The following is a 13,193-nucleotide window of genomic DNA, read 5'->3' as shown; positions in this document are numbered from 1 at the left end:
GACCCAGACAATGTCCGACACCCTGATCAAGACAATCTTCGGGCGGCTGACGCTCGAAAGCTTTCCCATCCATGAGCCGATAGTGCTCGCCACGTTCGTCGTGGTCGCGCTGGGCGGCGTCGCGCTGTTGCTGGCGCTGACCTACTTCAAACTGTGGGGCTATCTCTGGAAGGAATGGTTCACCAGCGTCGACCACAAGAAGATCGGCATCATGTACATGGTGCTTGGTCTGGTCATGCTGCTGCGCGGCTTCGCCGACGCGATCATGATGCGGCTTCAGCAGGCGATGGCCTTCGGCGCCAACGAAGGCTATCTGAACGCGCACCACTTCGATCAGATCTTCACCGCGCATGGCGTGATCATGATCTTCTTCGTGGCGATGCCGTTTGTGACGGGTCTGATGAACTATGTCGTGCCGCTTCAGATCGGCGCGCGCGACGTCAGCTTTCCGTTCCTCAACAATTTCAGCTTCTGGATGACGGCGGCCGGCGCGGTGATCGTGATGGCCAGCTTGTTCGTGGGGGAATTCGCCCGCACCGGCTGGCTGGCGATGGCGCCGCTTTCAGGGCTCGATTACTCGCCCGATGTCGGCGTCGACTATTACATATGGGCGTTGCAGGTCGCCGGCGTCGGCACCCTGCTGTCCGGCGTCAACCTGCTCGCGACCATCGTCAAGATGCGCGCACCCGGCATGACCATGATGAAGATGCCCGTCTTCACCTGGTCGGCGCTGGTCACCAACGTGCTGATCGTCGCCGCCTTCCCGGTGCTCACCGCCGTGCTCGCGATGCTCAGCCTCGACCGCTATGTCGGCACCAACTTCTTCACGAACACCGGGGGCGGCAATCCCATGATGTACGTGAACATGATCTGGATCTGGGGTCACCCAGAGGTGTACATCCTGATCCTGCCGGCGTTCGGTATCTTCTCCGAAGTCGTGTCGACCTTCTCGGGCAAGCGCCTGTTCGGCTACACCTCGATGATCTACGCGCTGATCGTGATCTGCATCTTGGCCTATCTGGTCTGGCTGCACCACTTCTTCACGATGGGCTCGGGCGCCAGCGTCAACAGCTTCTTCGGAATCACGACGATGATCATCTCGATCCCGACGGGTGCGAAGATCTTCAACTGGCTGTTCACGATGTACAAGGGGCGGATCCGCTTCGAACTGCCGATGATGTGGTCGATCGCGTTCATGCTCACCTTCGTGATCGGTGGCATGACGGGCGTGCTGCTGGCGGTCCCGCCGGCCGACTTCGTGCTCCACAATTCGCTGTTCCTGATCGCTCACTTCCACAACGTGATCATCGGCGGCGTGCTGTTCGGCCTGTTCGCCGGTATCAATTATTGGTGGCCCAAGGCGTTCGGCTTCAAGCTGGACAAGAAATGGGGTCTGGTCAGCTTCTGGTGCTGGGTCGTGGGCTTCTGGGTGGCGTTCACGCCGCTCTACATCCTGGGCCTGATGGGCGTGACGCGGCGCCTGCGCCACTTCGACGATCCGTCGCTCCAGATTTGGTTCATCATCGCCGGCATCGGCGCCGCGATCATCGCGGTCGGCATCGCTGCCTTCCTGATCCAGATCTTCGTCAGCGTCCGCAACCGCGAGCAGCTGCGCGACTTCACCGGCGATCCGTGGGATGGCCGCAGCCTGGAATGGGCGACCTCGTCGCCGCCGCCGGAATATAACTTCGCCTTCACGCCCGTGATCCACGATCTCGACGCGTGGTACGATATGAAGAGCCGTGAGGCCGCACGCCCTACGACCGGCTTCCGCGACATCCATATGCCCAAGAGCACGGGCGCCGGCGTGATCCTGGCCGGGCTTTCCGCAGTGATCGCCATGGCGATGATCTGGTACATCTGGTGGCTGGCCATCCTTGGCTTTGTCGGGCTGCTGGTCGTGGCGATCGGCCACACCTTCAACTATGACCGGGACTTCCACATCCCGGCTGAAGAAGTGACCCGTGTCGAGAACCTGCGCACGCAAGCGCTGGCGGCGAGGGGCTGAACCATGGCGACCACGATGACTGAAACCACGCCGCCGGGCACCGAAGCGCCCGCATTCTGGGACCTCGATCCGCACGAGCATCCGCCGGGGGCCAGTACCATGCTGGGCTTCTGGCTCTACCTGATGAGCGACTGCCTCATCTTTGCGATGCTGTTCGCGGCCTGGGGCGTCTATGGCGCCGCTTATGCCGGGGGCCCGACGCCCAAGGAGCTGTTCGACCTGAAGCTCGTGGCGGTGAACACCGCCATGCTGCTGCTGTCGTCGATCACGTACGGCTTCGCGATGATCTCCAGCGACGAAAAGCGGCAGGGCGCGGTGCTCGGCTGGCTTGCCGCCACCGGCCTGTTCGGCGCGGCGTTCCTGGCGATCGAGCTGTACGAGTTCTCGCACCTGCTCCACGAAGGGGCGGGGCCGCAGCGCTCGGCCTTCCTGTCGGCCTTCTTCACGCTGGTCGGCACGCACGGCCTGCACGTCACCTTCGGTTTGATCTGGCTCGTGACGCTGATGGTCCAGGTCGCCCGCCGCGGGCTGGAGCCGGCCAATCTGCGCCGCCTCCAGTGCCTGTCGCTGTTCTGGCACTTCCTCGACGTGATCTGGATCGGCGTGTTCACCTTTGTCTATCTTCTCGGAGTGATGCGATGAGCGCGGATACGCACGCCGCCGGTCCTGGGCATGATGCGCATGGCCATGGCGACCATGGCGGCGCACCGCACGGCACCCGCCGCAGCTACCTGACCGGCTTCGGCCTGTCGGTGCTGCTGACCGCCATTCCCTTCGCGCTGGTGATGGGCAATTTCATCGCCAACACCCAGGTCGTGATCGGCATCTGCATGGCGCTCGCGCTGGTCCAGATCGTCGTCCACATGATCTACTTCCTGCACATGAACAGTAAGTCGGAAAGCGGCTGGACGCTGATGGCGTTGATCTTCACGATCATCATCGTCGTGATTGCGCTGGCGGGAACGCTGTGGGTGATGTTCCATATGAACCTGAACATGATGCCGGGCATGGAGATGCCCGGCGGCATGTAAGATGCGTGCCCGCCGCATCGTCGGTGGTACGCTAGCCGCCATCGCCGTCCTGCTGCTGGTCGGCCTGGGCGTGTGGCAGATCGAGCGCCGCGCCTGGAAACTGGCGCTGATCGAGCAAGTGGAGCGGCGGCTCGCCGCCGCTCCGGTTGCCGCTCCCGGGCCGAGCGCCTGGCCTGCCATCGGCAGCGATGCGGCCTATACGCGGGTCCAGATACGCGGCCGCTTCCTCCCCAATCGAGACAGCTATGTTCAGGCCGTCACCAGTCTCGGCGGCGGCTTCTGGCTCCTGACGCCGCTGCGCAGCGACGCCGGCTGGAGCGTGCTGGTCAATCGCGGCTTCGTACCCGCCGACCAGCGCGGCAGGATCGCCCCGCCTGACGCGGCGCCGGTCACGGTCTCGGGCCTCCTGCGCACTACCGAACCGAAGGGTGGCTTCCTGCGCCGCAACGATCCCGCGCAGGACCGCTGGTATTCGCGCGATGTGCAGGCGATCGCGGCGCGGCATCGGCTGGGCAGGGTCGCCCCCTATTTCATCGACGCCGATCGGACCGGGGCAGGGTGGCCGCGCGGCGGCATGACCGTGGTCCGCTTCCCCAACAGCCACTTGGTCTACGCGCTCACCTGGTTCGGGCTCGCCGGCATGGTCGTCGCGCTGACGATCATCGCGCGGCGCCGCGGACGATGAGACCGATGTTCGCCGGCGACGAAGCCGCGCGCCGCAACCTCCTGCTGCTCAGCCACCTGCGCTGGCTCGCCGTCGGTGGGCAGCTCGCCACCATCCTGGCGGTCCACATGCTGCTCGGCGTCCGCCTGCCGATGACGCCGATGCTGTTGACGCTGTTCGTGCTGGTCATGGTCAACCTGCTCGCGCTCACGCTGTACCTCAAGGGACCGGTGAACAACACCACGCTGCTCGCGACGCTGATCATGGATGTCGGCTGCCTGTCGGTGCAGCTTTATTTCAGCGGCGGCGCGACCAACCCGTTCCTCGCGCTCTATTTGCTTCAGGTCGTACTGGGCGCGGTGCTGCTCGAGGCTTGGTCGAGCTGGCTACTCGTCGCGCTCACCAGCGGCGCGTTGGGCATCCTTGCGCTATGGGCGCCATCGCTAGATCTGCCGTCCGCGCTGCGCATCGCCTTGCCGCGCCCCTATATCCTCGCGCTGTGGTTCAACTACACGCTCGCCGCGGTGCTGCTGGAGCTGTTCGTCACTCGCGTCACCCGCAACCTGCGCCACCGCGACGCCTATCTCGCCACGCTGCGCCAGCGCGCCGCGGAGGAGGAGCATGTCGTCCGCATCGGCCTGCTCGCCAGCGGCGCCGCGCACGAACTGGGCACGCCGCTCGCTTCGCTGTCGGTGGCGCTGGGCGACTGGCGCGCCGAACCGGCGGTGAGCGCCGATCCCCGTCTGGCCGAGGAAGTCTCCGAGATGCAGGCCGAGGTCGCTCGCTGCAAGGAGATCGTCGCCGGCATTCTGTTCGCCGCCGGCGAAGTGACCGGCCAGGCGCCCGAGCGCACCACGCTGCGCCGCTTCCTGAACGGCATCGTCGCCAATGCCGCGGCGCGCGACTCGATCCGGATCGAGGATCGCCTGGGCCGCGATATCGCCATCGTCTCGGACAAGGCGCTTGGCCAGGCGCTGCTCAATCTGCTCGACAACGCCGCCGAAGCCGATGCATCGAACATCCTCCTTTCCGCTGCGTTGAGCGAGGATATGCTGATCCTGTCCGTCCAAGACGATGGCCGCGGCTTTCCCGCCAACATCCTGTCGGCGCTCGGCCAGCCCTATCAAAGCACCAAGACGCGCCGAGGCGCCGGATTGGGGCTGTTCCTCACCAACAACGTATTGCGCACGTTGGGCGGCACGCTGGAGGCGCGCAACCGGCCGGGCCGCGGCGCGCAGGTCGCGCTGCGCCTGCCGCTCGACGCGCTAGCGATCGAGGCGCCATGAGCGACCGCCGCCTGCTGATCGTCGAGGACGACGCCGTGCTCGCCCGCACGCTGGCCCGCTCGTTCGAGCGGCGGGGCTACCGAGTCGAGATGCTCGATGGCCCCGGCGATCTGGCCGCCGTGGCAGAGCGGCTGCAACCCACGCACGCGATCATCGACCTCCGTCTCGGCGGCGCCTCGGGCCTGGGCTGCATCAAGGCGCTGCACGAGCGCGAGGCGGACACGCGCATTGTTGTCCTCACCGGCTTCGCCAGCATCGCCACCGCGGTGGAGGCGATCAAGCTGGGCGCGACCAACTACCTCACCAAGCCCGCCAACACCGACGATATCGAAGCCGCATTCGACAAGGTGAAGGGGGATGAGGACGCGAACCTCGGCACCCGCCCGACGTCGATCAAGACGCTGGAGTGGGAGCATATCCATCAGGTGCTGGTGGAAACCGACTTCAACATCTCCGAAGCGGCCCGGCGCCTGGGCCTCCATCGCCGCACGCTCGTCCGCAAGCTGGAGAAGCGCCACATCTGATTGCCGCCGCACGCGGTCTAGGGCCTAAGATCACACCCTGTGGAAACCCAGATCCAGCCCGGGCATGCTGCCCGCCAAACTTGCCGGAGAGACGCGATGAAGCCGCGCAGCGACGCCGAACACACTGCCAAGATGAAGAAGATCCAGGCCGCGCACGAAAAGAAGAAGGCAACCAAGACGATCGAAAAGGGGCTGGTGATCGTCCACACCGGCACGGGCAAGGGCAAGACCTCCGCCGCGCTCGGCATGGTCGTGCGCGCCATCGGCCACGGCATGAAGATCGGCGTCGTCCAGTTCGTGAAGGGTGCCATGGCGACCGGCGAAAAGGCGGTGTTCGATCGCTTCGCCGATCAGGTCGAGTTCAAGCCCATGGGAGAGGGCTTCACCTGGGACACGCAGGACCGCGCCCGCGACATCGCTGTCGCGCGAACCGCCTGGGAAGAAGTGAAGCGGATGATCGCCGACTCTTCCTACAACATGGTCTTGGCAGACGAACTCAACATCGTCCTGCGATACGAGTATCTTCCGGTTGGGGAGGTGCTGGAAGCGCTGGCCGCCAAACCTGAGATGACTCACGTCATCATCACCGGCCGCAACGCGCCCCAGCCCCTGATCGACGCTGCCGACCTAGTGACCGAGATGGCGTCGGTGAAGCATCCTTTTCGCGAGCAGAATGTGAAGGCGCAGCCGGGCATCGAGTTCTGACGATCCGCGCGGTCCACGCCACCATGCTCCGCGCCGCCTTGGTAATAGCATCGCGGTGCCGGTCGCCCCGTACCGTGAAGGGTTCCAGATCGCCTTTCTGTGAAGGCCGCACCTGAACCGCCGCGCATCCGGTTCGTTGGCCCACCATGCTCGATGTTCCAGCTTCCCGCGCGGTCACGTGGCGGCCGCGCCGGGTGGTCGCCACGCGATCCGCGCTGGCACTGCCGCATGGCCGGGCGATCCTGGAGCGCGCGGCAGGGCAGGGGATCGATGTGGTCGAGTTGCCGTCGGACCGCATCACGCTGGCCTATTCCGAAGACCCCAAGCGCGCGTATGCCGAAGCCAAGGCGACGCTGGCGGTGGTCGTCGCGCCTCCGTCGAAGCGGCGGCTTCAGCCGATCGCGCCCAGCGCCGATTGGCGCGTCGACCTGGCCGAGGGATGCCCGGCGCATTGCAGCTATTGCTACCTCGCCGGATCGCTTAAGGGGCCGCCGATCACCCGCGTCTACGCCAATATCGAGGAGATATTGGACGGTCTTCCCGCCTATCTGGGGCAGGGAACGGTCACCTCGCGCAGCGCCACCCGCGCGCATGAAGGCACCACGTTCGAGGCATCCTGCTACACCGACCCACTGGCACTCGAGCCGCTGACCGGATCGCTATCCACCGCCATTGCCTGGTTCGGGCAATGGGATGCGGAGGTGCAACTGCGCTTCACCACCAAGTTCGCCTCGGTCGATCCGCTGCTGGGCCTTGCGCATGGCGGCCGGACGCGGATGCGGGCTTCGGTCAACCCCAGCGCCTTTGCCCGCTTCGAAGGTGGTACGGCGCGCGTGTCTGAGCGTCTGTCGGCACTGCGGCGCATGGCGCTGGCGGGCTATCCGGTGGGGCTGACCATTGCCCCGATCATCGCCGCGTCGGGGTGGCAGGACGCCTATGGCACGCTGATCGAGGATGCTGGGGCGGCGCTCGGCGATCTTGCCGGTATCGACTTGACCGTGGAACTGATCACCCACCGCTTCACGGCGGGGTCGAAGGCGGTGCTCGACAGCTGGTATCCGGGATCGTCGCTCGACATGACCGGCGAGAACCGCAGTACCAAGCGGACGAAGTTCGGGACCGAGAAGCAGGTCTATGACGCCGATACCATGCGGGCGCTGCGCCCCTTCTTCCAGGATCGGCTGAGTGCGGCGCTGCCGGCGGCGCGCATTCTCTATTGGACGTGAGGCTCAGCCGAGCAACAGCACGTGCAGGAAACGCGGGCCATGGGCGCCGCGCACATATTGCCCCTCGATATCGGTGGTGCCCGACACGCCGGTGATCCAATAGCGGGCACGCGGCTGCTCCAATGGAGCGGGAATATCCTCCAGGTGCGCGACCAGCGTTTCGTGGCGAACGACCACCAGATGGTGGAGCGCCAGGAAATTGGGTAGCATCGGCGCGGTTGGGGAGGTGTCGAGCACCAGCGACCCGGTCTCCGCCACCGCCGCGGTGGCGACGGCGAGCGCTGCTCCGCCATCGACCGTCACCGCCGCATCAAGCGCGATGCCCCGCCAGTCGAGTGCCTGAAGCCAGGCATCGGGTGGAAGGTACAGACCTGGCATCGGCACGTGCTGGGCAAGATGGCGCGCCACTGCCGCCGGAAGCTGCTGTGCGACGGGCACCCGTTCCAGGCTTGCCGCGACGCTGGGCGCCGCCAGCCGTTCGGCGAAGGTCTCCGCAAGGGCGGCGGGGTCGACCGGCGGGCGCTCGGGCGCGCGCAGCAGCGCCCGTGCTTCGTCAGCAACATCGCCGGCATTACCGCCCAGCCGCCGCAGGATTGCCTCGCGCGCGCTCACCGCCGGCGCTCGCGATATTGTTCCATAAAGGTTCGCCCCTGTGGTGCCGGCAAGTCGCGATGCCGGGTCCAACCGGAAGCAAGCGGCATGCTGGTGATCCACTTTCCGCCGAACAGCCGCATGCCCCGTACCGCCAGCCGCGAACCGAAACGGTACAGCCAAGGCTGCCGCGCCGCCCAGGCCCATAGCCGCACGGCGCCCCGGGTGGAGGCGGGCTCCAGCCCCTCACGCCAGCTCTTTTCCCGCCAGCCGCGCAGCAGCGTGGGCAACGGGATGCGCACCGGACAGACCTCCTGGCATTTGCCGTTCATCGTGCACGCCTGGGGCAAGTCGCGCGACGCGGCTAGGCCGTCCAGCGCCGGGGTCAGCACCGCGCCCATAGGCCCGGGATAGGTGCCGCCATAGGCATGGCCGCCGATCTGCCGGAACACCACGCAATGGTTCATGCACGCGCCGCAGCGGATGCAGCGCAGCATCTCGGCCAGCCCTTCGTCGCGCATCTTCGTCCGGCCATTGTCGATCAGGACGATGTGCATCTCCTCCGGGCCGTCCAGGTCGGCGCCGCGCTTCGGCCCGGTATAGAAGGTCGTGTACTGCGTGAGCGTCGCGCCGGTCGCCGACCGGGCGAGCATGCGCAGCAAGTGGACGGCGTGGTCCATTGACGGCACCAGCTTTTCGATACCGGCCGTGACGATGTGGACGCGCGGCGGCACCACCGACAGTTCGGCATTGCCTTCGTTGGTAACGGTGCAGACCGCGCCGCTGTCGGCCAGCAGGAAGTTGGCGCCGGAGATACCGACATCCGCACCGAGCATGGCGGCGCGAAGGTGGCGCCGTGCACTCTGCGCCATCGCGGCGATGGTCTCCTCGGCATGCGGCTCGGCATGGCGGGCGCGGAACAGCGTGGAGACCTGCTCGCGCGTCTTGTGCATCGCCGGCCAGACGATGTGCGACGGCCGCTCGCCGGCAAGCTGGATGATATGTTCGGCCAGATCGGTTTCGACGCGCTCGATACCCGCTTCGGCCAGCGCGTGGGGCAGGCCGATCTCCTCGCCCAGCATCGATTTGGATCGGGCGACGGATTTGGCGCCGGCACGCCGGCAGATGTCGAGGACGATCTCGCACGCCGCATCTGCGGTCTCCGCCCAATGCACCTGTGCGCCCGCGGCGATGGCATTGGCTTCGAACTGTTCCAGATAATGTCCCAGATGGGCGATCACATGGTCCTTGATCGCTGCCGCGCGAGTGCGTGCCGCTTCGAAGTCCTCGAACGCGGCGACGGCGGCGGCGCGCTTGGTCTCGGCGGTGCCGGCGGTGCGCTCGACTGCGACCTTCAGCACCGGATCGGCCAATGCCTCGGCGGCGCGCGCCTTGAAGCCGGCGGTCATTCCGCTTCCCCGATCGCGGGGCCGGCGCCCATGCCGGCAAGCACTTCAACCGTGTGCATCACCCGAACCGGGGAGCCCTGCCGGTGCAGCTTGCCCGCCATGTTCATCAGGCAGCCGAGATCGCCGGCAAGCAACAGGTCGGCGCCCGACGCTTCGATCGCCTGCGCTTTCTCTTCGGTGATCGCGTTCGAGATCGCCGGATATTTTACGCAAAAGGTGCCGCCGAAACCGCAGCAGGTCTCCTCGCCGGCAAGGGGCATGAGGCGCAACGCCTCGATGGCGGCGAGCAGCCGGCGCGGCTGCGCCTTGATGCCGAGTTCGCGCAGGCCCGCGCAGCTGTCATGATACGCGGCGGCGACCGGCAGCGTCACGCCCTCGGGTCGCCAGCCGCAAACCTGGTCGAGAAAGGCAAGAATCTCCCAGGTTCGCCCCGCCAGCGCTTCCGCGCGAGGGCCCCATTCCGGATCGCCGGCCAGGATCTCGGGATAGTGGACGCGGATCGTGCCGGCGCACGAGCCGCTGGGCACCACCACATGGGCATACTTTTCCAGCACCGCGATCGTCTGGCGGGCGAGCGCTTCGGCATCGCGGCGCGCTCCCGAGTTCAGCGCCGGCTGCCCGCAACAGGTCTGCGCCGCCGGCACCACGACCTCGCAGCCCGCCGCTTCCAGCGCGGCGATCGAGGCGAAGCCGATACGCGGGCGCATCGTGTCGACCAGACAGGTAACGAACAGGGCGACCTGGCGGCGTTCGGTCATCGGCGGGAGACCATCAGGTTCGACCTCGTCAAAGCATCGCATCGCCGCCGAAGCGGGGCTGCGCTCTTGGCATCGGCGCACCCTTACGGCAAGCGGGCGCTCCACGAACCCTTGCACGAGAGAAGCACCTCGATGAAATTCTGCCGCTTCGGCCCGCGTGGCCAGGAAAAGCCCGGCCTGGTCGACTCCGATGGAATGGTCCGCGACCTGTCGGGCCATGTCGCCGACATCACTGTGGATGCGTTGGCCCGCCTCGCGGCAGTCGATCCGGCGAGCCTCCCGGTGGTCGAGGGCGCTGCGCGGCTGGGCGTGCCGGTGAAGGGCATCGGCAAGATCGTCGCGATCGGTCTCAACTATGAGGACCATGCGATCGAATCCAACCTGCCGATCCCGACCGAGCCGGTGATGTTCATGAAGGCGCTGTCGAGCCTGACCGGCCCGAACGACGAAGTGATGATCCCCCGGGGTTCGACGCACACCGACTGGGAAGTCGAGCTGGGCGTCGTGATCGGCAAGACCGCGCGCTATGTCGAGGAAGCCGACGCGCTCGACCATGTCGCTGGCTTCACCATCGCCAACGACGTGTCCGAACGCTTCAACCAGAAGCAGCGCGGCAGCCAATGGTCTAAGGGCAAGGGCCACGACACCTTCTGCCCGGTCGGCCCGTGGCTGGTTACGAAGGACGAGATCGCCGACTGCCAGGAGCTCGACATGTTCCTGGACGTCAATGGCGAGCGGATGCAGACCGGCAACACCCGCACGATGATCTTCAACGTCCGTCAGATCATCGCCTATGTCAGCCAGTACGTGACGCTGTATCCCGGCGACCTGCTGATCACCGGTACGCCCCCGGGCGTGGGCGAAGGCAAGAAGCCGCAGTCGATCTTCCTCAAGACCGGCGACACGATGCGGCTGGGCATCGCCGGGCTGGGCGAACAGCAGCAGCAAGTGGTCGCGTGGCGCCATCTTGGCGACGAGGTGCTCGGCTGAACCCGGCGGGGGCGGGAACCAGCCCGCCCCCGAACGGTTCCGAAATGAACGAGATCGCGGCAGGGAACGTAGCGCAGCATGGAGCCGGCAATCTGGACACCCTATTGCGGCGTGGCGCCCGGCCCGGGCGACCTGCTCGCGCGCTGGAACTTCGATCCGCTCGTGCTGCTGACGCTCGCCGCAGCCACCGCCGCCTTTCTCCGCTGGGCGCCCGCTGACACCGCGCAGCGCCGCTGCTTCCCGGCCGCGATGGCGCTATGCGCGGTGCTGTTCGTCTCCCCCTTGTGCGCGTTCACCTCCGCGCTGTTCTCGGCGCGGGTCGTGCACCATCTCGTGCTGACCGCCGCAGTCGCCCCGCTGCTCGCCTGGTCCTGGTCGGGCCGCGCGCCCGGGAGCCTCGGCACCTGGGTCGGCCTCCACGCGGTGATCTTCTGGGGCTGGCATTCGCCGCCGGTCTATGGCTGGGCGCTGTCCAGCGACGCCCTCTACTGGCTGATGCAGGCGACCCTGCTGGGCAGCGCCTTCGCGCTGTGGAGCGCGGTACGCCGCGCCACCATTGCCGGCGCCATCGCCGCGCTGCTCGGCTCGATGGTGCTGATGGGCCTGCTCGGCGCGCTGATCACCTTTGCCGGCGCGCCGCTTTACGCGCCACACCTTGTCGCCCCGATCGCCTGGGGCTTCACGCCGCTGGAGGACCAGCAGCTCGCCGGGCTCATCATGTGGGTGCCGGGCGGCGGCATCTACCTGCTTGCCGCGCTCGGCATGGCCGGCCAGTGGTTCGCCCGCGAGCAGGCGCTGGCGTGAGCGAACGGCTCCGCGCCTGGGCACGCTCCTATAGCGTCCGTGGCCGCTACAGCCCGGTCGGCATCGCCTTTCACTGGATCATGGCGTTCCTGGTCCTGTTCCAGATCGGCTGGGGTTACTATACCAGCTGGACTCCCGCGGGCGGCGACAAGCTGCTGGCCTATCAGGTGCACAGCGCCGTGGGCCTGCCGATCCTGCTGCTCGCCCTTGCGCGGTTCGGCTGGCGGCTGATGATCCCCGGCCCGCACAATGATGCCGACACGCAAGGCTGGCAGACGGTGGCGGCCAACGCGATCCATTACGTGTTCTACGCCGCATTTTTCGGCCTGCCGCTCAGCGGGTGGGTGATGTGGTCCTCGATCGCCGAGCCCGGCCCGCTCTACCTGGCCGGCGTGATCCCCTGGCCGCAGCTTCCCTTCGAGTATCTGCCGCTAGAGCTGCGCTGGCGCATCATGGGCACGGCCGAAAGCGTTCACCAGCTCTTGGTCCTCACCCTGCTTGGGGTCATTCCGCTTCATATAGGGGCCGCGTTGAAGCATCATTTCTGGGATCGCCACGATGTGCTGCGGGGAATGCTGCCGGAGATACCGGACGCGGAGGACCCCCGGGCAGGCCCGCAGCATAGCGGGCGAGAGCCGCGGACTGCGCGGGTGACAGCCGGCGGCTGATCGCCAGCATCACGTTGCCGCCATCGCTGCGCCGGGCGCTGCGGCGCCATTGCGCCAGCTGCTCGGCGAGATAGGGGGCGGGCTGCCCGGCCAGCGGCGGATTGCCCCCGCCATCGCCTTCGCCATTCGGCCCATGGCATGACGCGCACGGCGCCAGCCCGCGCGCCGAGTCTCCCTGCTGGTACAGCGCCGCCGCCGCCGGCTCGGGCGCACCCGCAGCAGCCGGATAGGCAAAGCCCAGCCGGGCATAATAAGCCGACACCGCCTGGCGCTGCTCCGGACGCAATTTCCGCGCGATCGCATGCATCTCGGGATGCGCCCGCCGCCCGTCGCCATAGGCCTCGAGCTGCGCCTCCAGATAGCCTTGGTTCAATCCTGCCAGCCGCGGCGTCCCCGCGCCATTGCCGCGCCCGTCCACCCCATGACAGGCGATGCAGGCATAGGCCGCCCCGGCATCGCCCCCGCTCATCGCCACCAGCTCGCCGGTCGCGGCAAGCCGGTCGGCGCTCGTGCGCTCGGTGGCCCCGCA

The 13,193-nt window shown here is 67.0% G+C and carries 14 protein-coding genes and 1 pseudogene; 11 read left to right on the top strand and 4 right to left on the bottom strand.

Annotation, left to right across the window (positions count from 1 at the left end; genetic code table 11):
* The first annotated feature begins 10 nt into the window (after positions 1-10).
* The 8 genes from cyoB (at position 11) to FHT02_RS10770 (ending at position 7,444) form a co-directional block, all read left to right on the top strand.
* Complete coding sequence (cyoB, locus tag FHT02_RS10805) at positions 11-2,008, top strand: cytochrome o ubiquinol oxidase subunit I (RefSeq protein ID WP_184087376.1); 1,998 nt, start codon at positions 11-13, stop codon at positions 2,006-2,008.
* A gap of 15 nt (positions 2,009-2,023) precedes the next feature.
* Entirely contained in the window at positions 2,024-2,650 is a 627-nt protein-coding gene (cyoC, locus tag FHT02_RS10800; RefSeq protein ID WP_184087528.1) for a cytochrome o ubiquinol oxidase subunit III, read from the top strand.
* Complete coding sequence (gene cyoD, locus FHT02_RS10795) at positions 2,647-3,039, top strand: cytochrome o ubiquinol oxidase subunit IV (protein ID WP_184087375.1); 393 nt, start codon at positions 2,647-2,649, stop codon at positions 3,037-3,039. The genes cyoC and cyoD overlap by 4 nt, the downstream gene beginning before the upstream one ends.
* 1 nt (position 3,040) lies before the next feature.
* Positions 3,041-3,724: an SURF1 family protein gene (locus FHT02_RS10790; RefSeq protein ID WP_184087373.1), complete on the top strand. Its 684-nt coding sequence runs from the start codon at positions 3,041-3,043 to the stop codon at positions 3,722-3,724.
* Entirely contained in the window at positions 3,721-4,989 is a 1,269-nt protein-coding gene (locus FHT02_RS10785) for an ATP-binding protein (RefSeq protein WP_184087371.1), read from the top strand. The genes FHT02_RS10790 and FHT02_RS10785 overlap by 4 nt, the downstream gene beginning before the upstream one ends.
* On the top strand, positions 4,986-5,513 hold the full coding sequence (locus FHT02_RS10780; protein ID WP_184087369.1) for a response regulator transcription factor: 528 nt from the start codon (positions 4,986-4,988) through the stop codon (positions 5,511-5,513). Before FHT02_RS10785 ends, FHT02_RS10780 begins: the two co-directional genes overlap by 4 nt.
* Before the next feature lie 96 nt (positions 5,514-5,609).
* Entirely contained in the window at positions 5,610-6,218 is a 609-nt protein-coding gene (gene cobO, locus FHT02_RS10775) for a cob(I)yrinic acid a,c-diamide adenosyltransferase (protein WP_184087367.1), read from the top strand.
* Between the two features lie 146 nt (positions 6,219-6,364).
* Entirely contained in the window at positions 6,365-7,444 is a 1,080-nt protein-coding gene (locus FHT02_RS10770) for an SPL family radical SAM protein (RefSeq protein ID WP_184087365.1), read from the top strand.
* Positions 7,445-7,447: 3 nt separating this feature from the next.
* Here FHT02_RS10770 and FHT02_RS10765 read toward each other — a convergent pair whose 3' ends face one another.
* Genes FHT02_RS10765 through FHT02_RS10755 form a run of 3 tightly spaced genes read right to left on the bottom strand, consistent with a single transcriptional unit; the run spans position 7,448 to position 10,202 of the window.
* Positions 7,448-8,056, bottom strand: coding sequence for an LUD domain-containing protein (locus tag FHT02_RS10765; RefSeq protein ID WP_184087363.1), 609 nt, complete (start codon positions 8,054-8,056; stop codon positions 7,448-7,450).
* A complete protein-coding gene (locus FHT02_RS10760; RefSeq protein ID WP_184087361.1) occupies positions 8,053-9,444 on the bottom strand; it encodes a lactate utilization protein B in 1,392 nt (463 codons plus the stop codon). Before FHT02_RS10760 ends, FHT02_RS10765 begins: the two co-directional genes overlap by 4 nt.
* Entirely contained in the window at positions 9,441-10,202 is a 762-nt protein-coding gene (locus FHT02_RS10755; RefSeq protein WP_184087359.1) for a (Fe-S)-binding protein, read from the bottom strand. The genes FHT02_RS10760 and FHT02_RS10755 overlap by 4 nt, the downstream gene beginning before the upstream one ends.
* 132 nt (positions 10,203-10,334) lie before the next feature.
* Between FHT02_RS10755 and FHT02_RS10750 the strand changes: the two genes are divergently transcribed.
* The 3 genes from FHT02_RS10750 to FHT02_RS10740 all read left to right on the top strand — a co-directional run bounded on the left by FHT02_RS10750 (position 10,335) and on the right by FHT02_RS10740 (position 12,664).
* Positions 10,335-11,192: a 2,4-didehydro-3-deoxy-L-rhamnonate hydrolase gene (locus tag FHT02_RS10750; protein ID WP_184087357.1), complete on the top strand. Its 858-nt coding sequence runs from the start codon at positions 10,335-10,337 to the stop codon at positions 11,190-11,192.
* A 78-nt stretch (positions 11,193-11,270) separates the two neighbouring features.
* Positions 11,271-11,996 carry a cytochrome c oxidase assembly protein gene (locus FHT02_RS10745; RefSeq protein ID WP_184087355.1) on the top strand — a complete coding sequence of 242 codons (726 nt, stop codon included), beginning with the start codon at positions 11,271-11,273 and terminating at the stop codon, positions 11,994-11,996.
* Positions 11,993-12,664 (top strand): cytochrome b, encoded by a 672-nt coding sequence (locus FHT02_RS10740; protein WP_343056911.1) that lies wholly within the window; start codon positions 11,993-11,995, stop codon positions 12,662-12,664. Before FHT02_RS10745 ends, FHT02_RS10740 begins: the two co-directional genes overlap by 4 nt.
* Before the next feature lie 13 nt (positions 12,665-12,677).
* On the opposite strand, the pseudogene FHT02_RS10735 reads toward FHT02_RS10740, so the two are convergent.
* Positions 12,678-13,133, bottom strand: a pseudogene (locus FHT02_RS10735) (c-type cytochrome); the annotation flags it as partial.
* Positions 13,134-13,193 lie beyond the last annotated feature (60 nt).

Source organism: Sphingomonas xinjiangensis (genome assembly GCF_014199255.1).
GTDB lineage: Bacteria > Pseudomonadota > Alphaproteobacteria > Sphingomonadales > Sphingomonadaceae > Sphingomonas > Sphingomonas xinjiangensis.
This window is presented reverse-complemented; position numbering and strand designations above follow the sequence as displayed.

Coding starts and splice junctions, on each gene's coding strand:
- FHT02_RS10760 (WP_184087361.1), bottom strand. CDS start 9,444: ATGACCGCCGGCTTCAAGGCGCGCGCCGCCGAGGCATTGGCCGATCCG.
- FHT02_RS10770 (WP_184087365.1), top strand. CDS start 6,365: ATGCTCGATGTTCCAGCTTCCCGCGCGGTCACGTGGCGGCCGCGCCGG.
- FHT02_RS10745 (WP_184087355.1), top strand. CDS start 11,271: ATGGAGCCGGCAATCTGGACACCCTATTGCGGCGTGGCGCCCGGCCCG.
- cyoC (WP_184087528.1), top strand. CDS start 2,024: ATGACTGAAACCACGCCGCCGGGCACCGAAGCGCCCGCATTCTGGGAC.
- FHT02_RS10785 (WP_184087371.1), top strand. CDS start 3,721: ATGAGACCGATGTTCGCCGGCGACGAAGCCGCGCGCCGCAACCTCCTG.
- cyoB (WP_184087376.1), top strand. CDS start 11: ATGTCCGACACCCTGATCAAGACAATCTTCGGGCGGCTGACGCTCGAA.
- cyoD (WP_184087375.1), top strand. CDS start 2,647: ATGAGCGCGGATACGCACGCCGCCGGTCCTGGGCATGATGCGCATGGC.
- FHT02_RS10780 (WP_184087369.1), top strand. CDS start 4,986: ATGAGCGACCGCCGCCTGCTGATCGTCGAGGACGACGCCGTGCTCGCC.
- FHT02_RS10790 (WP_184087373.1), top strand. CDS start 3,041: ATGCGTGCCCGCCGCATCGTCGGTGGTACGCTAGCCGCCATCGCCGTC.
- FHT02_RS10750 (WP_184087357.1), top strand. CDS start 10,335: ATGAAATTCTGCCGCTTCGGCCCGCGTGGCCAGGAAAAGCCCGGCCTG.
- FHT02_RS10755 (WP_184087359.1), bottom strand. CDS start 10,202: ATGACCGAACGCCGCCAGGTCGCCCTGTTCGTTACCTGTCTGGTCGAC.
- cobO (WP_184087367.1), top strand. CDS start 5,610: ATGAAGCCGCGCAGCGACGCCGAACACACTGCCAAGATGAAGAAGATC.